This is a genomic window from Pseudonocardia sp. WMMC193 (assembly GCF_021728735.1).
Taxonomy (GTDB): domain Bacteria; phylum Actinomycetota; class Actinomycetes; order Mycobacteriales; family Pseudonocardiaceae; genus Pseudonocardia; species Pseudonocardia oroxyli.
Window position 1 is genome coordinate 4100812 of record NZ_JAKKDO010000003.1, and the last position, 23454, is coordinate 4124265.

Sequence of the window (23454 nt, forward strand, 5' to 3'; positions counted from 1 at the left end):
GGTTGCTAGCGGGGCAGGCCGAGCTTGCGGGCGCAGGCAGGCCAGGCGCCGTAGCCGCCGCGGTCGTCTCGCACCTTCTCGGCGGTGGCGATCTGCTGCTCCCGGGTCGCCTGGTGCGGCAGCGGGGCGTACTGGGTGCCGCCGTAGGCGCGCCAGGTCGAGGCGTCGAACTGGACGCCGCCGTAGTAGCCGTTGCCGCTGTTGATCGCCCAGTTCCCGCCCGCCTCGCACTTGGCGAGCCGGTCCCAGACCGTGGTGTCGCCGATGTCCGGGGCGGGCGGCTGCTCGTCGTTGGTGCCGACCTTGACCACGCGGGGCTCGGGCGGGGTGCTGGCGCCGCCGCGGATCTGCTCGCGCCGCACCTCCTGCCCGTTCTGCACGTAGACCCGCATCACGGCCGTCTGCTCGCCCGGCTTGCCGGGGTCCACGACCTGCTTCTGGCCGCGCGGCAGGTCGGGGTCCTCGATCTCCTGGACGGGCGGGTCGATCCGGCGGACCTCGACGACCTCACCCTCGCCGTTGCGCACCAGGTGGATCTGGAGGCCGTCGGTGAGCGCGGTGTCGTCGGAGGGGACGGCGACGTCGTCCGGGCCGAGGGTGATCCCCTTCTCCGCCAGCAGGCCGCCGACGGTCCCGGCGTTCGTCGAGATCTCCTGCGGGGCGCCGGTCCCGTCGACCAGCGTGACGGAGCGGGTCACCTCGATCTGGACGTTCAGCCCGGCCACCGGGATGGCCGTGTCCGGGGCGAGCGACATCTGGATGGGCTTGACGTCCACGCCCAGCCCCTTCAGCGCCTCGTCGATCGACGCCGCCGTGGTCCAGACGCTGCGGGTCTGGCCGCCCTCGGTGAGGGTGAGCATCCGGGCGCGGTTGACGATGACCTGGTCACCACTCTCGAGATCCGTGGTGAGCGCGGGTTCCACCCGGTCCTGCGGGCCGCTCTCCACGCCCGCGGCGGCGAGCACGCCCTGGACGTCCCCGGCGAACGTGTGGACCGTGCGGTCCCGCCCGTCGACGGTCACGGTGATCGTCTTGTCCATCGCCAGCGCGGTGCCGCTGCCGACGGTGAGCATCAGCAGCGCCGCCACCGCGGCGATCTTCGCGCCCGTGCGGCCGGTGGCGCGGCGGGTGGCGGTACGCGTGGTGGCGCGGGACGGGCGCGGCGCGGCCGCGGGCTTCGGACGGGCGGGGCGGTCGAGCGTCCGGACCGCGCCCGACTCCGGCTCCTCGACCCGGTCGTCCTCCACGGGCGCTGCGGCCGCCTCCGGCGCGACGGCGGTGAACTCCTCGGTCGCCGGCTCGTCCACGGTCACGACGTCGGAGACGGCGGGGAACGCACCGGTGGCGGGCTCGTCGTCGACCGCGGGGAACGCACCCGTCTCGGGTTCGGTCTCGCGCACCGCCGCGGGGGGCGCCTCCGCCGAACCCGGCCAGGCGCCGAACCGCCGGGCGGGCGGTGGCTCGGGCGGCGCGGGGAGGGCGGCCCACGTGCCGGTGCCGGGCTCGACGAGCGGCAGCGCGCCCGTCTGCGCGTCCTCGACGAACCAGTCCCGCACGACGGGGACCGGCGCGGTGAACGGGTCGTCCACCCGGGGGAACGGGTCCGACGGCAGGTCGTCCGCCCAGGAGCCGGGCACGTAGCCCGCGGGAGCGGGGCCGGCGACCTCCACCTCGTCCTCGCGCTCCAGCCAGGGCCCGCTCTCGGGCACGGCAGGACCCGACGGGGGCTGCTCGAGTCCCAGGCGGACCCGGACCGCGCGCCGGTGCGCGCGAGCGGAGACGTCGACCACTGGTTTCCAGACGCTCGTCGGACCGGGCAGGGGTGACGCGTGCCGGCCCTGGACAGAGGTCGGACGCGCCGGTGCTTGGGGAGCGACCCATCCCGGCTGGGCGATCACGGAACCGTAACGGGGTGTCGTCGTCCTCTTCGACCTCGACACGGCGGCCGGCGCCGAACGGTGCCCTTCCTACGCCGAACGCGATCCCGTGCCGTCCGGCGACGTCACACCGGGGACCAGGTCCCCGTACACCCGTCGAGCATTACGCAGGGTGACCGCCGCCAGGGTGTCGGGGTCGGTGTCGCGGAGCGCGGCGAGACCGCGGACCGTCCAGGGCAGGCAGAAGGGCTCGTTCCCCTTGCCGCGGTGGGGATGCGGGGTGAGGAACGGGGCGTCGGTCTCGACCAGGAGGAGGTCCTCCGGCGGGACGACGGCGGCCTCGCGGAGGTCCTTCGCGTTACGGAACGTGACCGTACCGGCGAACGACAGGACGTAGCCTGCGTCCGCGCACTCGCGCGCCATCGCGGCGTCCCCGGAGAAGCAGTGGAAGATCACCGTCTCCGGTGCCCCCTCCTCGCGCAGGATCCGCAGGACGTCCGCGTGGGCGTCCCGGTCGTGGATCATCAGCGGCTTGCCGAGCCGCTTCGCGAGGTCGATGTGCCACCGGAACGCGGCCTGCTGCGCCTCGGGCGGCGAGTAGTCCCAGTAGTAGTCGAGCCCGGTCTCGCCCACAGCGACCACGCGCGGGTCCGCGGCCAGCCGCTCGATCTCGGCGAACTCGTCCGCGGAGACGGCGGCGGTGCGGGTCGGGTGCAGCGCGACGGCCGCCGTCACCCGCGGGTCCCAGTGGGCGGCCGCCACGGCGGCGCGTGCCGCGGGCAGGTCGTCGGCCACGGTGACGGCCCCGATCACGCCGACGGCCTCGGCCCGGTCCATCGCCGCGGCCACGGTCTCCGGGGTGTCGGCCCCGCAGGACTCCAGATGGGTGTGCGCGTCCACGGTGGGCGCCCCGAGCGGCTCGGGCGCCTCCGGTGTCTCCCGTCGACTCATCCGCCCCGCACCTCCGGCGCTCGTGAGTGGTAAGTGGTGCCAGAGCACCACTTACCGCGCACGGGCGCGGTAGCGCGGGTCACTTCTGGATGGGGGCCCAGGAGGGACCGTCCTCGCCCAGGCCGGGGTCGAGCTTGGGGAACAGGGGGGTCGGCTTCTGCAGGGGCTTGCCGACCTCGATCGGCCGCGACTCCCAGACGGCCTGCTGGGTCTCGTAGTCCCCGGTCAGGACGTTGTAGCCGGGGCCGTCGCCCAGGTCGTCGACCGCCTCGATCGCCGGCTGCGCCGCCCACACGCCCTCGCCGCCCAGCGCCTCGTGCACCTTCTGCGCGGCGTGCGGGAGGAAGGGGGTGAGCAGGGTGTTGGCGTCCGAGACCACCTGCAGCGCGGTGTGCAGGATCGTGTCCCGGCGGTCCGGGTCGTCCTTGCGCTTCCACGGCTCCTGGTCCGACAGGTACTTGTTGGCCGCGCTCACCACGCGCATGGCCTCGCCGATCGCCTGCTTGAACCGGTTGCGCCGCAGCAGGTCCCCGACGACGTCGAAACCCGCCTTCGACGTGGCCAGCAGCGTGGCGTCGTCCGCGTGCGGGGCGACCGGCTTCGGGACGGCACCGACGTTCTTGTGCGCCAGGGAGACCGATCGGTTGACGAGGTTGCCCCACTCGTTCGCCAGCTCGAAGTTCTGCCTGCGGACGAACTCCTCCCAGGTGAAGTCCGTGTCCTGGTTCTCCGGCCCGGCGACGGCGATGAAGTACCGCAGCGCGTCCGGCCCGAACTCGCGCAGGAAGTCCCCGACGTAGATCACCGTGCCACGCGAGGTCGAGAACTTCGACCCGCTCATCGTGAGGTACTCCGACGACACGATCTCGCTGGGCAGGTTCAGCGTCCCGTAGGCGCCGGGCTCGCCGCCGTGGTCGCCCGCGCCGTTGTGCCCCAGCAGGATCGCGGGCCACATCACCGAGTGGAACGTGATGTTGTCCTTGCCCATGAAGTAGAAGGCCTCGGCGGCGGGATCGGTCCACCACTGCTGCCAGGCGTCCGGGTCCGGCCCGCGCCGCGCCCACTCGATGGAGGCGCTCAGGTAGCCGATGACGGCGTCGAACCAGACGTAGATCTTCTTGAGCGGATTGTCCGACCAGCCGTCGAGCGGGACGGGGACGCCCCAGTCCAGGTCCCGGGTGATGGCCCGCGGCTTGAGGTTCTCGATGAGGTTGGCGCTGAACTTGAGCACGTTGGGCCGCCAGTCCGTGCGCGTGGACAGCCAGCGGCCGAGCGACTCCGAGAACGCGGGGAGGTCGAGGAAGAAGTGCTCGGTCTCGACGAACTTCGGGGTCTCCCCGTTGATCCGCGAACGCGGGTTGATCAGGTCGGCGGGGTCGAGCTGGTTGCCGCAGTTGTCGCACTGGTCGCCGCGCGCGCCGTCGTACCCGCAGATCGGGCAGGTGCCCTCGACGTAGCGGTCCGGCAGCGTGCGCCCCGTGGACGGGCTGATCGCGCCCATCTGGGTCTTCGGGACGATGTAGCCGTTCTTGTACAGCGACAGGAACATCTGCTGCGTGACGTCGTAGTGGTTGGACGTCGTGGTCCGGGTGAACAGGTCGTAGCTCAGCCCGAGGCCCTGCAGATCGCGGGTGATCACGCCGTTGTACTTGTCCGCGAGCTGGCGCGGGGTCAGCCCCTCGGCGTCCGCCTGGACCTGGATCGGGGTGCCGTGCTCGTCCGTGCCGCTGACCATGAGGACCCGGTCGCCCGACATCCGGCGGAAGCGCGAGAAGACGTCGGAGGGCACACCGAAGCCGGAGACGTGGCCGATGTGCCGCGGACCGTTGGCGTACGGCCACGCCACGGCGGTCAGCACGGGTGAACTCATGCCGCCCAGGTTATGCCCGTGACCCGTCCGGGCGGATCTCGGCCCTCGGCCCGTGTGCCGGGCGCTACGGTGGGCCGATGGACGCCGCTGAGCTGCGGACGGCCGGGTCGGACGGGTCCGAGCACCGGCGGGCCGCCCTGCGGGAGGCGGGCCTGGCCCTCTGGGCGGACGCGGGCTGGGCCGCCGTGACCCCGGCCGCGGTCGGTGCGGCCGCGGGTCTGAGCCCCGACGACGTCGTGGCCGAGTACCCGACGGCCGACGACCTGCTCGCCGAGATCTTCGACGAGGGGACCGAGGAGCGCGCCGCCGTGGTACTGGCCGCGATGGAGGCCGCGGGCCCCCGGCTGCACGCCCGGATCCGCGCCTGCCTCGAGGCCGTGGCCGGCTGCCTCGCCGAGGACCCGCGGCAGGGCGTGGTCCTGGTCGAGGCCGTCGGGCACCCGACGCTGCGGGCCCGGCGCCGCACCGCGAACCGCGGCTTCGCCACCCTGATCGCGGGCGAGCTGAGCCGGGCGGGCGTACCGGTCGAGCCGCACGAGCTGCGCGTCGCCGCCCACTTCTGCCTGGGCGGGCTCGCCGAGCTGGTCCTGGCCTGGCAGGACGAGGGCACCGACGTGGACCGCGAGGCCCTGGTGCGGCACGGCACGCTGCTGTTCGAGGCCTGCCTCACCGCCCGCTGACCCCCCGGCATTGTGGAACCACACTGCCTTCTATGACGCTGTGATTCATGCATTGTGGAGCCACAATGCGGGGGTCGGGCGCGCTCAGCCCTGCCGGGTCGGCCGCAGGGTGATGTCCCCGATCTCGACGTCCTCGGGCTGCTCGATCGCGAACGCGATCGCCCGGGCGACGGCCTCGGGTTCGATCCCGAGCGCCGCCATGGCCTCCTGGGCCTGCGAGCTCTGCGCGGGGTCGTCGATGTGGTCGAGGAGCTCGGTGCGGACGTACCCCGGGGACACCGAGGTCGTCCGCAGCACGCCGTCGGTCGACTCCTGGCGCAGCGCCTCCATCACCGTGCGCACCGCGTTCTTGGTCCCCGCGTAGACGGCCTGGGTCGGCACGATCTTCAACCCGGACGTCGACACCACGGTCACCAGGTGCCCGAACCCCTGCCTGCGGAACACCGGCAGCGCGGCGGCGATGCCGTGCAGGACCCCGCGCAGGTTGACGTCGATCATGGCGTCCCAGTCCGCGACGTCGAGGTCCGCCACCGGCGCGATCCTGGCCACTCCGGCGTTGCCCACCAGGACGTCGAGCCGCCCGAACCGCTCGACGGCGAGCGCGACCAGCGCCTCGAGGTCCCCCCGTGCGGTGACGTCCACCGCGTGCAGCTCCGCGCGGCCGCCCGCCTCCCGGATCCGCGCCACCGTCGCCGCGAGCCGATCCACCCGCCGGGCGCCCAGCACCACGGCGGCACCGCGGCGCGCCAGCTCCGCCGCCGTCGCCGCCCCGATCCCACTGCTCGCCCCGGTGATCACGACGACCTTGCCGTCGACTCCACTCATCCCGGCCTCCCCCACCTAAGCTGACAACTGTCCGGATAGCTCGACAGTACCGGACGGTTGTCCACTTATCTGCGACGGAAGGCGATCGCCATGACAGGCCGTGAGCGTCGGTCGGACGCCGTCGCGAACCGACGCCGGATCGTCGAGGCCGCCCGCGAGGAGCTGAGCAGGACCGACGACGGCGCGGCCGAGTTGCGCCTGCACCGGGTGGCGAAGGCGGCGGGCGTGGGACAGGGCACCCTCTACCGGCACTTCCCCACCCGCGAACACCTCGTGGCCGAGGTGTACGAGCAGGAGATGAGCAGGCTCGTCGACGCCGTCGCCCCCCTGCTCGCCGAGCACTCCCCGCTCGAAGCGCTGACCCGGTGGCTCGAGCACCTGATCGACTACGCCCGCGTCAAACGCGGCGTGATGGCGGCGATCGAGGCCGCGGCCTGGCGGGACCTCTACTCGGAGCAGCACCACCGGCTGGACGAGGCGCTCGACCTGCTGCTCGACCGGGGACGGGCCGCGGGCGAGGTGCGTGCAGGGGTCGACGCCACCGACGTCATCCTGCTGCTGGGGGCACTCTCCCGCCTCCCCGACGCGGAGTGGGAGCCGCGCGCCCACACCCTCGTCACGATCATCGTCGACGGCCTCCGCACGCCCTGACCCGTGCATTGTGGAGCCACGATGCCGTAGTCAGCCGAGCGCGCGGTCCAGGTTGATCGCGCTGCTGATCAGGGCCAGGTGGGTGAAGGCCTGCGGGAAGTTGCCGCGGTGGTCGCCGGTCAGGGCGATCTGTTCGGCGTAGAGCCCGAGATGGTTGCCGTAGGTGAACATCTTCTGCAGGGCGATCCGGGCGTCCTCGAGACGACCGGCCCTGGTCAGCGCCTCGACATACCAGAACGAACAGATGGAGAAGGTGCCCTCGGAGCCGTCGAGCCCGTCGGGGGACTCCTCGACGTCGTAGCGGAAGACCAGGGTGTCCACCACCAGCTTCTCCTCCACCGCGGCGAGCGTGGCGAGGAACCGGGGCTCGGTGGGCGCCGTGAACTTGACCATGGGCATGAGCAGGACGGACGCGTCGAGGGTGGCGGCCCCGTACCGCTGCACGAAGGTCTTCCCGTTCCAGCCGCGGTCCATGATCTGCCGGTAGATCGCGTCCCGGGTCGCCGTCCAGGCCCCGATGTCGCCGGGCAGCCCGCGGCGACGCGCCATCCGGATCATGCGTTCGATCGCGACCCAGCACATGAGCCGCGAGTAGACGTGGTCGGCGCGCCCGGCGCGGGTCTCCCAGACGCCCTCGTCGGGCTGGTCCCAGTGCTCGGAGAGCCAGTCGACGACCACGCACAGGTTCGCCCAGTCCTCGTGGGAGATCCCGCTGCCGTACTTGTCGTAGAGGTAGATCGAGTCGATGATCTCGCCGTAGACGTCGAGCTGCAGCTGGTCGGCCGCGCCGTTGCCCGCACGCACCGGGCGCGAGCCGCCGTAGCCGTCGAGGTGGTCGAGCTCGGTCTCGTCCAGGTCGGAGTCGCCGTCGATCGAGTAGAGGACGCGCAGCGGGCCGCGGGTGCCGTCCTTCGGGTCCTCGAAGCGGTCGGTCAGCCAGCGGATGAACGCACCCGCCTCGTCCATGAAGCCCAGGCGCAGCAGGGCGTAGAGCGAGAAGGCGGCGTCCCGGAGCCAGACGTGGCGGTAGTCCCAGTTGCGTTCCCCGCCCAGCTGCTCGGGCAACGACGTGGTCGGGGCGGCCACGACCGCCCCCGTCGGTTCGTGGGTGAGCAGCTTCAGGGTGAGCGCGGAGCGGTGCACCATCTCGCGCCACCGCCCGGTGTAGGTGGAGTGGGCGAGCCAGTCCCGCCAGAACGCGACGGTGCCGTCGACGAGCTCCTGCCCATCGTCTTCGCTCGGCGCGTCCGCGCCCGGTTCGAGCACGAAGACCACCGACTCGCCGTCGGACACCGTGAAGTCCGCCGCGGCGACGCCGTCCCCGCAGGTCAGCCCGACGGTGGAGCCGAGCGCACCCACCCCGTCGAACCGGACACCGCCGTCGGCCGCGCACGCCTCGGGCACGGTGCGTCCGTAGTCGGGGCGCGGCGCCACCTCCACCCGCATCCCGACGCTGCCGCGCACGTTCAGCACCCGCCGCACGATCCGCTGGCGATGGTCGGGATCGTGCGGGCGCAGCACGGGCATCAGGTCCTGGACCTCGACGATCCCGTGCTCGGTGAGGAACCGGGTGATCAGGACGTTGGAGTCGGGGAAGTAGAACTGCTGGCGGGAGGCGACCTCGCAGGTGGGGGCCAGCGTCCAGTGGCCCGCGTCCGCGCCGAGCAGCGACCCGAACACCGACGGCGAGTCGAAGCGGGGCGCGCAGAACCAGTCGATGGTGCCGTCGGTGCCCACGAGGGCCGCCGTGCGCAGGTCGCCGATGATCCCGTGTTCGGCGATGCGCAGGGGCGGTCGGGTCATCCCAGCCGCCAGCCGCGCGGACCGGGGAGGTCCTCGGCGGGGCCCCACGAGCCCTGCGGATAGGGCCGGACGGGCGGTGGCGACGCCAGGACCGGCTCGCACACCTCCCAGAGCCGCTCCACCTCCTCGGTGGAGGTGAACAGCGTGTGGTCGCCCCTGATCGCGTCCAGCAGCAGGCGCTCGTAGGCCTCGACGGGCTCGGCGTCCGGGAAGGCCTGGTCGAAGTCGAGGGTCAGGCGCGCGTGCGCGATCTCCAGCTCGGGGCCGGGGCGCTTGGCGCGCAGGTCGACGTAGATCTCGGCGTCGTCGGTGAGCTCGAGGACCAGCTCGTTGGGCTCGCCGTCGGCGGTCCTCCCGAACACCCCGAGCGGCGGCTCCCGGAAACCGATCGTGATCGTCCGCCGGGTCTGGGCCAGCGCCTTGCCCGTGCGCAGGAAGAAGGGCACCCCCTGCCAGCGCCAGTTGTCGATCTGCGCCTCCAGAGCCACGAAGGTCTCGACGTCCGAGTCGTCCGCGACCCCCTCCTCGTCCCGGTAGCCCTCGTACTGGCCGAACACCACGCGCTCGGGGTCCAGGGGGCGCAGCGCCCGGAACACCTTGGCCTTCTCCTCGTGCAGTCCGCGCTCGTCGATGACCGTGGGCGGTTCGAGCGCCACGAACCCGAGCAGCTGGAACAGGTGGGTGGAGATCATGTCGCGGAAGGTCCCGGTGGACTCCATGAAGGCGGCCCGGCCCTCGATCCCGATCTCCTCCGGGACGTCGATCTGCACGGAGGCGATGTGCGCGGCGTTCCAGACCGGCTCGAACAGCCCGTTCGCGAAGCGCAGCACCAGGATGTTCTGCACCGCCTCCTTGCCGAGGAAGTGGTCGATGCGGAAGAGCTGGTCGGGTGCGAACACGTCCAGCAGCGCCTCGTCGAGCTCCTTCGCCGAGGCCAGGTCGGTCCCGAACGGCTTCTCCAGGACCAGGTGGGCCCGCTCGTTCAGGCCCTCCCGCTCCAGCATCCGGACCATCCCGATCGCGGCGGACGGGGGCACGGACAGATACATCAGCCGTCGTGCGTCCTCGCCGAGCTCCCGCTCCGCCGCCGAGACCGCCCGCGCCAGGTCCGCCCCGTCGTCCGCGCTCGACGCGACGAAGGAGATCCGCTCCGCGAACTCGTCCCAACCCTCCGCGTCCTGCCGCACCAGGTCGCTCAGCTCCTGCTCGGGCTCGTGCCGACCGGACCCGATGATCCGCACCTCGGGCAGCAGGTCGTGGCGCCACAGCCGGAACAGGCCGGGGAACAGCTTCCGCTTCGCGAGATCACCGGTGGCCCCGAAGAGCACGAGCACCTGGGGCGGGAGGTCGGTCATACCGCCCACGTACCCGTACTGTGGGAGGCGTGAACGTGGAGGTCACCCCGCTACCGGGGATCGGGGTCCGGAAGGACTTCGCCCTGCGCAACGGTCGCCGGATCGGTGTCGTGACGCACCGGGACGGGCAGATCGAGCTCATCCTGTCCAAGTCCGACGACCCGGACGCCTGCCTGGCCGAGCTGCCGCTGACCGCGGACGAGGCCGCCGCGCTGGCCAACCTGCTCGGCGCGCCGCAGCTGGTCGCGCAGCTCAACGAGGAGCACAAGGACCTGCCGGGCATCCACACCAAGCAGATCCCGGTGCGGGAGAACAGCCCGTTCGACGGTCGGACGCTCGGCGACACGGCCCTGCGCACCCGGACGGGGGTGTCGGTCGTCGCGGTGATGCGGGCGGGCCAGGCGCACCCCTCTCCCACGCCGGACTTCACCCTGACCGCCGGGGACCTGCTGGTCACCGTCGGCACGTCCGAGGGGCTCGACAACGCCGTCAAGATCCTCGCGAACGGGTAGCCGTGGACCACACCGCGCTCGAGCTGATCGAGCTCGGCGCCGTGTTCTTCGGTCTCGGGCTGCTCGGGCGGCTCGCGGGGCGGATCGGCCTCTCGCCCATCCCGCTCTACCTGATCGGCGGGCTCTGCTTCGGCACCGGCGGGCTGATCCCGCTCGGCGACATCGGCGAGTTCACGTCGCTGGCCAGCGAGGTCGGCGTCGTCCTGCTGCTGTTGCTGCTGGGTCTGGAGTACTCGGCGACCGAGCTGATGACCGGGCTGCGCCGCTCGTGGATGGGCGGCGTGCTGGACATCGTGCTGAACGCCGCGCCCGGGATCGCGGTCGCGCTCATCCTCGGCTGGGGCCCGGTCGGGGCGATGGTGATGGGCGGCGTCACCTACATCAGCTCGTCCGGGATCGTCGCGAAGGTGCTGTCGGACCTGGGCAGGCTCGGCAACCGCGAGACGCCGACGATCCTGTCCATCCTCGTGTTCGAGGACCTGGTCATGGCCGTGTACCTGCCGATCCTCACGGCCCTTCTCGTCGGTGTGACACTGCTCGGCGGCCTGGAGGCCGTGGCGATCTCGGTCGCCGTGATCGCCGTCGTGCTCGTGGTGGCGCTGCGGTGGGGTCGGTACGTGTCGATGGTCGTCGACAGCCCGGACCGCGAGGTCTTCCTGCTCAAGGTCCTGGGCGCGGCGCTGCTGGTCGCGGGCCTGGCGTCGGCGCTGCAGGTGTCCGCCGCGGTCGGCGCGTTCCTGCTCGGCATCGCGATCTCGGGCTCCACCGCGCACAACGCCACCCGCCTGCTGGAACCGCTGCGGGACCTCTTCGCGGCGGTGTTCTTCGTGGTGTTCGGGCTGAACACCGATCCCCGGGCCATCCCGCCGGTGCTGGGCTGGGCGATCGTGCTGGCGGTGAGCACGTCGCTGACCAAGATCGCGACGGGCTGGTGGGCGGCGCGCCGGGCGGGCATCGGGAAACTCGGCCGGGCCCGGGCGGGCGCGGCACTGATCGCCCGGGGCGAGTTCTCGATCGTGATCGCGGGCCTGGCCGTGTCCTACGCCGCCGTCCCGAACGAGCTGGCCGCCCTCGCCACCGCGTACGTGCTGATCATGGCCGTGCTCGGGCCCATCGCGGCGAAGTTCGTGGAGCCGGTGGCGCGGGCCCTGCAGCGGACGCCTGCACACCAGTAGCGACTCGGCCAGGATGATCCCGTGACCATCGCGGAGCAGATCGTCGAAGTCCTCGAGCAGGCCGGTGTCGAGCGGATCTACGGCCTCGTGGGCGACAGCCTGAACCCCCTCGTCGACGCGTTGCGCCGCTCGGGGCGCATCGAGTGGGTGCACGTCCACAACGAGGAGGCCGCCGCGTTGGCCGCCGCCGCCGAGGCCCAGGTGACCGGCCGACTCGCCGTCTGCGCCGGCTCCTGCGGACCCGGCAACACCCACCTGATCCAGGGCCTCTACGACGCCCACCGCAGCGGCGCGCCCGTCCTCGCCCTCGCCTCGCACATCCCGTCGACCCAGATCGGGACCGGCTACTTCCAGGAGACGCACCCCGAGCGGCTCTTCGTGGAGTGCTCGGCCTGGTGCGAGCTGGTGTCGCGGCCCGAGCAGCTGCCGCGCCTGCAGCGCATCGCGATGCAGACCGCCGTCGCCGAGCAGGGGGTGTCGGTGCTCGTCCTGCCCGGGGACGTCACGGCGCTGCCCGCGGCGAACCCGACCGGACACGGGGCGATCATCGAACCGGACGGCGTCGTGACGCCCGCCCCGGACCGGGTCGCCGCGCTGGCGGCGGCGATCGACGCGGCGCGCAGCGTCACCCTCTTCGTCGGCGCCGGGGTGCGGCACGCCCGGGCCGAGGTGCTCGAGCTCGCCGCGAAGATCCACTCGCCGATCGGGCACTCGCTGGCGGGCAAGGAGTGGATCCAGTACGACAACCCGTTCGACGTCGGGATGAGCGGGCTGCTGGGCTACGGCGCCTGCTACGAGGCCACGCACGAGGCCGAACTGCTGATCCTGCTGGGCACGGACTTCCCCTACGACGCGTTCCTGCCCGGCCGCAACACCGTGCAGGTGGATCGCGACCCGCGGCGGCTGGGCAGGCGCACGGCGCTGGACCTCGGGATCCACGGCGACGTCGGAGCGACGCTGCGCGCGGTGCTCCCACTCATCGCCGAGAAGACCGACCGGTCCTTCCTCGACCGGATGCTGCGCGCGCACGCCGGGAAGCTGGAGAAGGTGGTCGAGGCCTACACCTCCCGGGTCGAGCACCACCGGCCGATCCATCCCGAGTACGTGGCGTCGGTGCTGGACGAGGAGCTCGCCGAGGACGCGATCGTCACGGTCGACACCGGCATGTGCAACGTCTGGGCGGCCCGCTACCTCACCCCCACCGGCGGCCGCCGCATCCTGGGCTCGTTCCGGCACGGGACCATGGCCAACGCGCTGCCGCACGCCATCGGGGCGTCCTACGCCGCGCCCGGGCGCCAGGTCGTGTCGATGTCGGGAGACGGCGGGCTGACGATGCTGCTCGGCGAGCTGCTGACCGCCCACGAGCACGACCTGCCGCTGACCGTGGTCGCGTTCAACAACGGCAGCCTCGGGATGATCCGGCTCGAGATGATGGTCGCGGGCTACCCGTCCTTCCAGACCGACCACGGGGTGGCGGACCTCGCCGGGATCGCGCGGGCCTGCGGCATCGAGTCGGTGGTGGTGGAGGACCCGAGCGCGCTGCGCGCGGCCCTGCGGCAGGCGTTGGACCACCCGGGCCCCGCACTGGTCGACGTCCGCACCGATCCCAGCGCCCTGTCGATCCCGCCGCACATCACGGCCGCGCAGGTCCGCGGGTTCGCCCTGGCCGCCACGAAGACCGTCCTCGACGGCGGCGTGGGCCGGATGCTCGAGCTCGCCCGCGCCAACCTGCGGTCCATCCCGCGGCCCTGACCGGCCCGGTCAGGCGCTCTCCACCGCGGCGTTGTAGAGGTCCCGCTTCGACACCCCCGCGGCGGCGGCCACGTCCGCGACCGCGTCCTTGAGACGCTCGCCGTCCGCCACCCGCTCCTGCACGGCGGGCAGCAGCGACCCGATCGTCGGGGTCGCGGCGCTCGCCCCGGCCAGCACGACGGTGATCTCGCCGCGGACCTCCGCAGCCGCCCAGTCCGCGAGCTCGGCCAACGACCCCCGGCGGATCTCCTCGTAGGTCTTGGTCAGCTCGCGGCACACCGCGGCGCGACGCTCGCCGCCCAGCACCTCGGCGGCGAGCGCCAGGGTCTCGCCGAGGCGGCGCGGGGACTCGAAGAACACCGTCGTGCGCCGCTCCCGGGCCAGCTCGGCGAGCCAGCGCCTGCGGTCGCCGTCCTTGCGCGGGGCGAAGCCGTCGAAGGTGAAGCGGTCGCTGGGCAGCCCGGACAGCACCAGGGCGGTGGTCACGGCGGACGGGCCGGGCAGGCAGGTGATCGGCAGGTCCTCGGCCGCGGCCGCCGCGACCAGGCGGTAGCCGGGGTCCGACACGGCGGGCATCCCGGCGTCGGACAGGACGAGCACCGTCCGCCCCTCCCGGACGTCGTCGAGCAGGCGGGGCAGCCTGGCCGCCTCGTTGTCGTCGTAGTGGCTGATCACCCGCCCCGCGGGTGCGACCCCGAGCGCCGCGGCGAGGTGCCGGAACCGGCGGGTGTCCTCGGCGGCGATGACGTCCGCGGTCTCGATCGCCTCCCGCAGCCGGACCGACGCGTCCCGGGGGTCCCCGAGCGGGGTGGCGGCGAGAACGAGCATGGCTGCGACCCTACGATGGTTCCCGATGGAGTCGCGCCGGGATCGGGTCGTGGAGCCGGACGAACGCGCGGTCGTCGGCGCCACCGTCGTCGGCACGCCCCCGCCGCTGCGGGCCCCGGAACCGGACCCGACCGTCCGCCTCGGCCCCCCGATGCCCACCGACCGGGCCCGCGGCTGGATCGTCGCGGTGGCGTTGACCCTGCTGGGCGGCGTGCTGCGGTTCGCGGGGCTGGGCTACCCGACGGACGGCGGCACCCCGGTCTTCGACGAGAAGCACTACGTGCCGCAGGCCTGGCAGATGCTGCGCAACGGCGGCGTCGAGGACAACCCGGGGTACGAGCTCGTCGCACACCCCCCGCTGGGCAAGCAGCTGATCGCGATCGGCGAGTGGGTCTTCGGCTACGACCCGGTGGGCTGGCGGGCCGCCGCGGCCCTCTGCGGCACGCTGATGATCCTCATGATCGTCCGGGTCGGGCGGCGGCTGACCCGCTCCACGCTGCTCGGCGGGATCGCGGGCGTGCTCCTGATCTGCGACGGCGTGTCCCACGTGCAGGCCCGCGTCGGGATGCTGGACATCTTCCAGGCCTTCTTCGTCCTCGCCGCCTTCTGCACCCTGGTCCGCGACCGGGACGACGTCCGCGACCGGCTCGGCCGCCTCGTGGACCGGGTCGGGGACTCGCCCTTCGGCCCGCACCTGGGCGTGCGCTGGTGGCGGATCGCGACGGGCGTGCTGCTCGGGCTGGCCTGCGGGGTGAAGTGGTCCGGCTCCTACTGGATCGTCTTCTTCGGGGTGCTGAGCGTGCTGTGGGACGTCGCGGCGCGCCGGGCCGCGGGGGTCCCGCGGCCGTGGGCGGGCACGGTCCGCCGCGACCTCGTCCCCGCGCTCGGGGCGCTCGCGCTGCTGCCGATCGTCACCTACCTGTCCTGTTGGTGGGCGTGGTTCGGCAGCGAGACCGGGATCGACCGGCACGTCGTCGGGCGGGAGGTCGGCACCGGCGGGCCCTGGTCGTTCGTGCCGGACGCGCTGCGGTCGCTGTGGTACTACTCCGGTCACGTCCTGGCCTTCCACGAGGGCCTCGACACCCCCGTCGGGCATCCGCACCCGTGGGAGTCCAAGCCGTGGACGTGGCCGATGGGCCTGCGGCCGATGCTGTACTTCTTCGAGTCGGACGTCCCCTGCACCGGGGACGCGGCGGGCACCTGCACCAGCGCGGTCATGCTCGTCGGCACGCCGGCGCTCTGGTGGCCCGCGATCCCGGTGCTGCTCTGGGCGATCTGGCGGGTGATCACGCGGCTGGACTGGCGGTTCGTCGCGGTCCTCGTCGGCTACGGCGCCGGGTTCCTGCCGTGGTTCGTGAACATCGACCGGCAGATGTACTTCTTCTACATGACGCCGGTGGCGCCGTTCCTCGTGCTCGCCACGATGCTCGCGATGGGGGACGTCCTCGGCCGGGCCCGGCGCGCGGGCCCCGAACGACGCCAGACCGGCCTGCTCGTCGTCGGGCTCTGGGTGGGGGCGGTCGTCGCCAACTTCGCCTGGCTGTGGCCCATCCTCGTCGGGCTCCCGATCACCCCGGCCCACTGGCAGGCCGAGCTCTGGCTCCCGAGCTGGAGGTGACGCAGCTTCGCTGCCCGTGCGTGGTAACTGGTGCCAGAGCACCACTTACCACGCACGAGCGCCGTCAGGCGCTCATCGCGACGCTCGCCCCGATCGCCAGCACGACGCCCGTGAGCTGCGCGGGCGTGAGGCGTTCGCGCAGGACCACCCGGGCCAGCAGCACCACGACGACCGGGTAGAGCGCCACGATCACGCTGGTCAGCCCCAGGTCGCCGAGCCGGGTCGCGAGCAGGAAGAGCACGTTCGCCGCCGAGTCGAGGACGCCGCTGAGGACCATCAGCCCCGGGTTCCCCCGCCCGCCGGGACGCACCACGACCAGGGCGACCAGCAGCAGCGCCACCGTGGTCGTGCGGCCCGCCACCAGCGGCCAGAGCCCGGAGTCCGGCGGGGTCGCGTCGAGCACGACGAAGAACAGCCCGAACCCCGCGCCCGACGCCAGGCCGAGCAGCACGCCGCGCAGCGCGGCGGCCTCGCGCCGCGACCCCATGGTGGACAGCACGATCGCGACGAGCGCGAGCCCCATCCCGCCGAGCGTGACGAGCCCGGGTCGTTCGCCCCGCACGAGCCCGACGACCAGGGGCAGGCCCGCCGCCACCACCGCGGACAGCGGCGCGACGGTCCCCATCGGGCCGACCGCGAGCCCGCGGAAGTAGAGCAGCAGCCCCGACACCCCGCAGAGTCCGGCGACCGCGCCGAGACCCACGGCCGAGCCGCTGAAGGCCCCACCGAGCAGCCAGAGTCCGGGGAGCAACGTCACCAGGCCTGCGGCCTGCGCGACCGCCGTCACGCGCAGGACCGAGGCGCGGCGGGCGGCGAGACCGCCCGCGAAGTCCGCGATCCCGTAGGAGACCGCCGAGCCCAGTGCGAGGGGGATCATGACAGTACAACAGAGTGGACGAACCAGAACACGATGCTGGACTGTAGGTCGGGTTCATCAGACTGTCCAGCGAGATACGACAGAATGGACCGCGTGCAGTCTCCCGACGACGTCGCCGCTTCCATCGGCCGCAACGTCCGCGCCCTGCGCCGGCAGCGCCGGATGACGATCGACGCCCTGGCCGCGGCGTCGGGCGTCAGCCGCGGCACCGTGATCCAGATCGAGACCGCCCGCGGCAACCCGTCGATCAGCACGCTCGTGCACCTCGCCGAGGCGCTGCGCGTGGGGGTGGCCTCCCTCGTCGACGGCGACGTCGCGCCGCGCGTGGTCGTGCGGCGCGCGGAGCAGGCGGTCCCGCTGTGGAGCAACGCGACGGGCAGCACGGCGGTGTTCCGGATCGGCACGGACCCGCCGGACATCGTCGAGCTGTGGGACTGGACCCTGCAGCCCGGCGACGCGTTCGAGGGCGAGGCGCACGCGGTCGGCACCAGCGAGGTGCTGTCCGTGCTCAGCGGCCGCCTCGGGCTGCGGGTCGGACAGGCCGAGCACGAGCTCGGCGAGGGCGACACGCTGCTGTTCGAGGCCCACGCCCCGCACCGCTACTCCGGCGTGGGCCCCGATCCGGTGCGGTTCACGATGGTCGTGCTGCAGCCCGGCGACTCGGGCCTGGTCCCGCCCTCGGCGATCGCCCCCGCGGCCGAGGGGGACTGACGCCGCCCGCGTCGGGCGCTGCGACCCCCTCCTGCGCAGCGAACCGGCACGGACGGCGCCGTCAGGGTGCCGCGCAGGCGGGCAGGCCGAGCCCGCCGCGCGAGGCGGGGTCCAGGTAGACCTCGGACAGGTAGCCCGCGCGCCCGTCCGGCCAGGTCAGCCGGTACCAGAGGGCCGAGCGCGCCCGGTTCGGGTTGTCCGCGGCCGGCGAGTCGAGGTTGTAGTTCCACATCTCGGCGCCGGTGACCGTGCACACCGCGGGCAGCAGGATCCCGCTGGTCACGTCCGTACCGTCGAGCTTGCAGCCGTTGCGCCCGCAGAAGGGCTCGGGTCGGGACGACAGGTAGGCGGGCCCACTGTCCTCCACCAGGTCCGTGGCGCCGAGGGCGACCTTGTTCTGGATCGTGACGACGGCGGCGACCGCGGGCGGCACCGGCGCCGGCGCCGGGGCGGGGCGCAGCACCAGTGCGGTGACGAGCGCGGCCAGCACCGCGCCGACCAGGGCGGCCCCGATCGCGACCAGCACGAGCGGCCGCCGCGACGCGGGCGGTGCCTGCGGCTGCGGCGGGGCGGGATCGGTGGCGCCCAGGGTGAGCGCGGCGTGCCGCAGCGTCCAGTCCCCCACCTCGGCCTCCGACAACCCGATGGCGGAGAGCACGTCGACCACGAGCTCGCGGCGCGGCAACCGGGGGCCGGTGCGCGCGTTGCCGATGGCGCTCTTGCTCCACCCGGACTTCTCCGCGGCCTCCCGCACCGAGGTGCCGCGGGTGCTCAGCTCGCGGGCGAAGTCCGCGCAGAACCGCTGCGGGCTGTCGCGGCCCTGATGGATCGGTGTCTCCGGCACGAGGAGCAGTATCGAGAACTCGTCCCCGAGGCGAAAAGCACCGTTCGGCCCAACGGCGGGTGTCCATGGACGCGATAGCGCCAGGTCGGACGCGATTCCCCCGGGTGTCCCCGAGTGCGGGCCGCACGCCCGTCCACCGCGTCCACGGACAGGGTCAGCAGCCGTCGAGGCGCAGGGGCCGATGGACCGGGTCGACGGCCAGCGTCACCGCGTTCACCGTCGAGCGGTAGCCGCAGCCCCCGCTGCTCACCACCTCGACCGTGCCCCCGTCGGCGAACCGGACCTCCGCGGGCCGGGCGCCCTCGCCCAACCCGACCCAGACCGGCGAGTCCTGGGTCAGCAGACCCTCGCCCGCACGCAGCCGGACCGAGTAGGTGGGCCCGTCCACCGCCCACGTCTGCACCTCGACGATCGCGAGCCGCAGCCGGGAGTCCGGCGGACCCGGCACCTCCTCCAGCACCGCCAGGCCCGGCGAGATGGTGATCGTCGCCCACACCAACGCCCCCCAGACCAGCAGCGCCAGCCCGGCGAACGTGGTGATCAGCCCCCGCAGGAGCTTCCCGCGGACGACCCGGGTCAGCCACCACGTCAGGAACACCGCGGCCACCCCCACCGCGATCCCGGCGAACCAGGGCGCCACGAGCAGGTGGAACGGATCCCACACCGCGAGCGCCGCCACCCCGGCCGTGAGGAGGACGAGGATCCCGAGCGCCTTCACGCCCGCATGCCTATCACGCCGTGGGCCCCCGCGGATCAGACGACGACGGCCCGGGCTCCACGCGGAGACCGGGCCGTGATGATCGGGAGTGGAGCTGAGGGGAATCGAACCCCTGACCTTCTCGATGCGAACGAGACGCGCTACCAACTGCGCTACAGCCCCAGGCCTGCAGGCCTTCCGGCCGTGCAGGAGAAACCTTATCAGCCGCTATTCGCCCGCTGCACGAGGGTAGGCCCCACCCTCGATCGGGAGCTCGTCGTCCTCGTCGTCGACGTCGACGAGCTGCGTTCCCGCAGGCAGCGGCGGCGGCGGGGCGGGCTGCAGCCGGGGCAGGGCCGACTCGACGTGCGCCGGGGCGGCGGCCCCGTCGACGCTGCGGCGGTGGGCGGGCAGGACCCCGACGGGCTCGCCGGTCCCGCGCACCCGGCGGGGGTCGCCGTCGTCGTCGGCCGCCCAGTCGTCCTCCGCATCCTCGGAGCCGTCGGACTCGCCGGCGGAGGCGTCGACATCGTCGAGGTCGTCGACGTCGTCGAGGCTCCCGTGGTCCGTCTCGCCGGCCTCCCGACCACGCCGCGCCCACCCGTCGAGCTCCGGGTCGTCCGCCGCGGACGGACGCCGGGTGCCCGCCATGCGCGCGGCCCGGCGGGCCCGGATCGCCTCCTCCATCCGCACCTGTCGGCGCAGGTAGACGAGGTACCCGACGAGCGCCAGGTCGACCAGCCCGTGCACCCACCAGAGCGCGGGCAGGGCCAGGGCCGCGACGATCGCCGTGCCGACGGCCAGCACCAACAGCCCGATGACCACGCGCTGGCGGAAGGCGTAGCGCGCGCCGGCCGCCAGGGCCGCGGCCTCCGCGTCGAACCCGCCGCGCCCCCTGCGGAACGCGGCGGGCGGACGCTCCCAGGCCTCGCCCCGCGCGCGCGGCTCGTGGCGCGGCATCGCGGTGGTGTCGTCGGAGTCGTAGGCGTAGTAGCCCGACGCCGCGTAGCCCTCGTCCGGGTCCGCGGCGGCGCGCTCGTCCTGCTCGCCGTGCTCGTCCTGCTCGTCGATGTCCTCGTACGCGTCCGCGGCGGGGTCGGACGACGTGTCCGACTCGTCGCCGCGGCGTGCGGCGGGCACCGTGGCGCCACCCTGCGTCGTGAGGGCACCGCTCCGCTCGTCGTCCGTGTCCATCGGATCCACCTCCAGGCTCCAGTGCCGCACCGGCCGCTCCAACACCCGACCGGAGAGAGCCGCCATGCTCGGCCGCTCGACCTCCTGCCGGCGCCGCGCGACCGCGGGGACGAGGATCAGCAGCCACAGCACCACGAGACCCGCGAAGATCAACGAGCTGGGCACCAGCTGCCTCCCTCCCCGAACGGCGCAGACGGCACGTGATCCGCTCCGGGCCGGAGCCAAGATCACGCCCGGACGTCCCACGGTAGTGAGCGCGCGGCCGGGATCCGGGTTGCGACGCGCCGTGGTCCTCCACCGGATCCACGGTTCTGCCGGGACGGGTGTGACAACTGGTACTGACGTGACCACTCTGTGCGATATCGCCGCCCGGACAGGGCACCCTGATGGTGGAGTGGCGACACCTCCGGCTACGGCCGGCCGGCACGCCCTTCGGCGACCAGCCGTGCGGCGAGACCACCCAGCGGCATCTCCTCCGCGGTGAGGGCGAAGCAGAGATGGTCACGCCAGGCACCGTCCACGTCCAGATAGCGCTGGAACAGGCCCTCCTCCCGGAAGCCGAGCTTGGCCAGCACGCGCAGGCTCGGCCCGTTCTCCGGCCGGACGGTCGCCTCCAGCCGGTGCAGCCCGACGGCGCCGAAGCAGTGGTCCACGGCGAGCGCCACCGCGGCCGTGGTCACGCCCTTGCCGTTCACGCGCGCATCGCACCAGTAGCCGACGTAGGCGGACAGCAGCGGCTCCCGCACCACGTTGCCGATCATGACCTGGCCGACCAGGGTGCCGTCCAGCACGATCGCGAAGGGCAGCGCCGCCCCGCGCCGGGCGGCCCCGCGCAGCAGCCACCAGCGGCCGGGCCACTCGGCCGGGGCGTTGCGCCGGGCCCAGCCGCCCGGCGTCGACGGCTCCCAACGCACCAGGTGCTGCTCGTCCCGGATTCGGATCTCCGACCAGGTCGCACCGTCGAACAGCTTCACCGGACGCAGCTCGACCCGACCGGCCCGGACGTCCAGGGGACCGAGCCGAGCGGGCCAGCCGGGATGGCGCCCGACGTACTCGGACTGCGCGTGGGCCATTCGCTGCCGCCGCTACCGGCGCGAGGACAGCAGCGCGACCTCGACCCGGTCGTCCAACCCGACGTCCGTCGCGTCCTCCGGGACCGTGATCAGCGCGTTCGCCTCGGCGAGGGTGGAGAGCAGGTGCACCCCGCCCGTCGCCAGGGGCTGCACCACGTACTCGTTCGTCGCGACCTCGCGCAGCAACCGCCCGCGCAGGTACGAGCGCCGCCCCTCCGGTGAGGTGAGCGGCGAGGTCAGCCGGGCCGAGACGACGCGCCGGTGCGGGTCGGTGATCCCCAGCCCGAGCCGGATCAGGGGCCGCACCAGGACCTCGAACAGCACCAGGGCGGTGGCGGGGCTCGCCGGGAACAGGAAGGTCGGCACGTGGTCCTTGCCGAGCCTGCCGAAGGCCTGCGACGACCCGGGGGCCATCGCGACCCGAGTGGTGTCGATCTCGCCCAGCCCCGCGAACGCGGCCTTCGCCTCGGCGCCCGCGTTGCCCCCGGCCGCCCCGCAGATCACGACGATCTCGGAGAACGGCAAGGCGTCCTCGACGGCCGAGCGCAGCTCCCGCGCGTCGCACCGCACCAGCCGCGGGGGCCGCGCCATCTCCGCACCCGCCTCCCGCGCCGCCGCGGCGAGGGCGAACGAGGCCACGTCCGGCACGTGTCCGGCCGCGGCCGGACGCGCGACGTCGACCAGCTCGTCTCCCATGGCGACCACCGAGACCCGCGGCCGCGGGTGCACGAGGACCTTGTCCCGACCCGCGGCGGCCAGCAGTGCGACCTGCGCGGCGCCGATCACCGCGTCCCGGCGCACCGCGACGTCCCCGGGCTGCATGTCCTCGCCCAGGCGCCGCACGAACGCCGCCGACGGCACCCCGCGGGTGACCTTGATCCGCGCCGACCCACCGTCCGTGTGGTCGCGCGGCAGCACCGCGTCGGCCAGCGTCGGGAGCGGTGCGCCCGCCGCCACCTGCACAGCCTGGCCGGGCTGCAGCCGCAGCGGCTGCCGCGATCCCGCCGGGATCTCCCCCACCACGGGCAGCTCGACGGGCCCGGCGGCGGAACCGCCCACCACGTCCACGCTGCGCACCGCGTAGCCGTCGATCGCCGCCTGGTCGAACCCGGGCAGCGCCCGCGCGGCGACGACCTCCTCGGCGCTGCGCAGCCCTTGGGCGTCGGCGAGCGCCACCCGGACCGGGGCCGGCCGGGCCGCGATCTCCAGGACCCTCTTGAGCTGCTCGTCGACGCTCCGCACGCGCGTCAGTTTTCCAGGCGCTCGGCCAGCCAGGTGCGCAGGGACGCGCCGTAATCGGGGTGATCGAGCGCGAAGTCCACGAAGGCGCGGACGTAGCCGCCCGGGTTCCCGAGGTCGTGGCGCCCGCCGCGGTGGACGACGATGTGCACCGGGTGGCCCTCGTCGATCAGCAGCTGCACCGCGTCCGTCAGCTGCAGCTCGCCGCCCGCGCCGGGGGTGATCCGGCGGAGCGCGTCGAAGATCGCCCGGTCCAGCACGTACCGACCCGCGGCGGCGAAGGTCGACGGGGCCTCCTCCGGGGAGGGCTTCTCGACCATGCCGTGGACCTGCTTGACGTCCGGGTCCTCGGTGTCGCTCACGTCGAACACGCCGTAGGGCGAGATCTCGGCCTTGGGGATGTCGAAGGCGCAGAGCACGCTGCCGCCCTTCGCCTCCCGCACCGCGATCATGGTCTTGAGCACGCCCGTGGGGAGCACGATGTCGTCCGGCAGCAGGACGGCGATCGCCTGCTCGTCCGCCTCCAGGGCCTGCTCGGCCTGCGCCACCGCGTGTCCGAGACCCTTCGGTTCGTACTGGTAGACGGTCTTGACGTCGATCAGGCCGGGTCCACGCCGAACCTTGCTGAGCAGCGCCTCCTTGCCCCGGGACTCGAGGGTCTTCTCGAGGTCCGGCGACGGCTCGAAGTAGCCGGCGACCGACTCCTTGCCCGGCGACGTGACGATCAGCAGCTGCTGGGCACCCGCCTCGGCGGCCTCGGCGGCGATCAGCTCGACACCCGGGGTGTCGACGACCGGCAGCAGCTCCTTCGGCACGGCCTTGGTGGTCGGCAGGAAACGAGTGCCCAGACCGGCGGCGGGGACGACGGCCGAGCGCAGGGCGGAGGGCTGGCTCATTCCGCGAGCCTAGGCCGGCGGTTAGC

Annotated in this window: 21 protein-coding genes and 1 tRNA gene; 7 read left to right on the forward strand and 15 right to left on the reverse strand. The window is 73.4% G+C overall.

The window, feature by feature from the left end; translation table 11 throughout:
- Nucleotides 1-5: 5 nt before the first annotated feature.
- The 3 genes from L3X23_RS36255 to metG all read right to left on the reverse strand — a co-directional run bounded on the left by L3X23_RS36255 (nt 6) and on the right by metG (nt 4698).
- Complete coding sequence (locus tag L3X23_RS36255; RefSeq protein ID WP_308116928.1) at nt 6-1709, reverse strand: transglycosylase family protein; 1704 nt, start codon at nt 1707-1709, stop codon at nt 6-8.
- 258 nt (nt 1710-1967) lie between these two features.
- On the reverse strand, nt 1968-2828 hold the full coding sequence (locus L3X23_RS21235) for a TatD family hydrolase (RefSeq protein ID WP_237193936.1): 861 nt from the start codon (nt 2826-2828) through the stop codon (nt 1968-1970).
- 79 nt (nt 2829-2907) lie between these two features.
- A complete protein-coding gene (gene metG / locus L3X23_RS21240; protein ID WP_093084868.1) occupies nt 2908-4698 on the reverse strand; it encodes a methionine--tRNA ligase in 1791 nt (596 codons plus the stop codon).
- Between the two features lie 77 nt (nt 4699-4775).
- Between metG and L3X23_RS21245 the strand changes: the two genes are divergently transcribed.
- Entirely contained in the window at nt 4776-5378 is a 603-nt protein-coding gene (locus tag L3X23_RS21245; RefSeq protein ID WP_237193938.1) for a TetR/AcrR family transcriptional regulator, read from the forward strand.
- Nucleotides 5379-5462: 84 nt separating this feature from the next.
- Here L3X23_RS21245 and L3X23_RS21250 read toward each other — a convergent pair whose 3' ends face one another.
- Nucleotides 5463-6203, reverse strand: a complete 741-nt coding sequence (locus L3X23_RS21250; RefSeq protein ID WP_237193940.1) for an SDR family oxidoreductase — start codon at nt 6201-6203, stop codon at nt 5463-5465.
- Between the two features lie 90 nt (nt 6204-6293).
- On the opposite strand from L3X23_RS21250, the gene L3X23_RS21255 reads away from it, so the two are divergent.
- Nucleotides 6294-6854: a TetR/AcrR family transcriptional regulator gene (locus L3X23_RS21255; RefSeq protein ID WP_237193942.1), complete on the forward strand. Its 561-nt coding sequence runs from the start codon at nt 6294-6296 to the stop codon at nt 6852-6854.
- A gap of 30 nt (nt 6855-6884) precedes the next feature.
- Here the strand turns inward: L3X23_RS21255 and L3X23_RS21260 are convergent, their stop codons facing one another.
- Both L3X23_RS21260 and zwf read right to left on the reverse strand, forming a co-directional pair.
- Nucleotides 6885-8657 (reverse strand): glycoside hydrolase family 15 protein, encoded by a 1773-nt coding sequence (locus tag L3X23_RS21260; RefSeq protein WP_237193944.1) that lies wholly within the window; start codon nt 8655-8657, stop codon nt 6885-6887.
- Nucleotides 8654-10012, reverse strand: a complete 1359-nt coding sequence (gene zwf, locus L3X23_RS21265; protein WP_237193946.1) for a glucose-6-phosphate dehydrogenase — start codon at nt 10010-10012, stop codon at nt 8654-8656. The genes L3X23_RS21260 and zwf overlap by 4 nt, the downstream gene beginning before the upstream one ends.
- A gap of 29 nt (nt 10013-10041) precedes the next feature.
- Here zwf and L3X23_RS21270 point away from each other — a divergent pair, with 29 nt between their 5' ends.
- From L3X23_RS21270 to L3X23_RS21280, 3 genes are read left to right on the forward strand one after another with little or no spacing between them, the layout of a single operon-like run.
- Nucleotides 10042-10524: a cation:proton antiporter regulatory subunit gene (locus L3X23_RS21270; protein WP_093084845.1), complete on the forward strand. Its 483-nt coding sequence runs from the start codon at nt 10042-10044 to the stop codon at nt 10522-10524.
- A 2-nt stretch (nt 10525-10526) separates the two neighbouring features.
- On the forward strand, nt 10527-11699 hold the full coding sequence (locus tag L3X23_RS21275) for a cation:proton antiporter (protein WP_093084842.1): 1173 nt from the start codon (nt 10527-10529) through the stop codon (nt 11697-11699).
- Nucleotides 11700-11720: 21 nt separating this feature from the next.
- Nucleotides 11721-13451: a pyruvate dehydrogenase gene (locus L3X23_RS21280; protein WP_237193949.1), complete on the forward strand. Its 1731-nt coding sequence runs from the start codon at nt 11721-11723 to the stop codon at nt 13449-13451.
- A 9-nt stretch (nt 13452-13460) separates the two neighbouring features.
- Here L3X23_RS21280 and rsmI read toward each other — a convergent pair whose 3' ends face one another.
- Nucleotides 13461-14279 carry a 16S rRNA (cytidine(1402)-2'-O)-methyltransferase gene (gene rsmI / locus L3X23_RS21285; protein WP_237193951.1) on the reverse strand — a complete coding sequence of 273 codons (819 nt, stop codon included), beginning with the start codon at nt 14277-14279 and terminating at the stop codon, nt 13461-13463.
- A gap of 25 nt (nt 14280-14304) precedes the next feature.
- On the opposite strand from rsmI, the gene L3X23_RS21290 reads away from it, so the two are divergent.
- Nucleotides 14305-15897: a dolichyl-phosphate-mannose--protein mannosyltransferase gene (locus tag L3X23_RS21290; protein WP_374204885.1), complete on the forward strand. Its 1593-nt coding sequence runs from the start codon at nt 14305-14307 to the stop codon at nt 15895-15897.
- A 64-nt stretch (nt 15898-15961) separates the two neighbouring features.
- Here L3X23_RS21290 and L3X23_RS21295 read toward each other — a convergent pair whose 3' ends face one another.
- Entirely contained in the window at nt 15962-16774 is an 813-nt protein-coding gene (locus L3X23_RS21295; protein ID WP_237193953.1) for a DMT family transporter, read from the reverse strand.
- 93 nt (nt 16775-16867) lie between these two features.
- Here L3X23_RS21295 and L3X23_RS21300 point away from each other — a divergent pair, with 93 nt between their 5' ends.
- Entirely contained in the window at nt 16868-17485 is a 618-nt protein-coding gene (locus L3X23_RS21300; RefSeq protein WP_237193955.1) for a helix-turn-helix domain-containing protein, read from the forward strand.
- 61 nt (nt 17486-17546) lie between these two features.
- Here L3X23_RS21300 and L3X23_RS21305 read toward each other — a convergent pair whose 3' ends face one another.
- From L3X23_RS21305 to L3X23_RS21335, 7 genes are all read right to left on the reverse strand, one after another.
- The gene (locus L3X23_RS21305; protein WP_237193956.1) at nt 17547-18329 is read right to left on the reverse strand and encodes a helix-turn-helix transcriptional regulator; all 783 of its coding nucleotides are present in this window, start codon (nt 18327-18329) and stop codon (nt 17547-17549) included.
- Between the two features lie 154 nt (nt 18330-18483).
- Nucleotides 18484-19047, reverse strand: coding sequence for a hypothetical protein (locus L3X23_RS21310; protein WP_093084821.1), 564 nt, complete (start codon nt 19045-19047; stop codon nt 18484-18486).
- Nucleotides 19048-19136: 89 nt separating this feature from the next.
- Nucleotides 19137-19209 (reverse strand) — tRNA-Ala (locus L3X23_RS21315).
- Nucleotides 19210-19254: 45 nt separating this feature from the next.
- A complete protein-coding gene (glpR, locus tag L3X23_RS21320) occupies nt 19255-20385 on the reverse strand; it encodes a gephyrin-like molybdotransferase receptor GlpR (RefSeq protein WP_237193958.1) in 1131 nt (376 codons plus the stop codon).
- Nucleotides 20386-20630: 245 nt separating this feature from the next.
- Entirely contained in the window at nt 20631-21293 is a 663-nt protein-coding gene (locus L3X23_RS21325) for a GNAT family N-acetyltransferase (protein WP_093084815.1), read from the reverse strand.
- A 12-nt stretch (nt 21294-21305) separates the two neighbouring features.
- A complete protein-coding gene (gene glp, locus L3X23_RS21330; RefSeq protein WP_237193960.1) occupies nt 21306-22535 on the reverse strand; it encodes a gephyrin-like molybdotransferase Glp in 1230 nt (409 codons plus the stop codon).
- A gap of 5 nt (nt 22536-22540) precedes the next feature.
- Nucleotides 22541-23428, reverse strand: coding sequence for a UTP--glucose-1-phosphate uridylyltransferase (locus tag L3X23_RS21335; protein ID WP_237193962.1), 888 nt, complete (start codon nt 23426-23428; stop codon nt 22541-22543).
- Between the last annotated feature and the right edge of the window lie 26 nt (nt 23429-23454).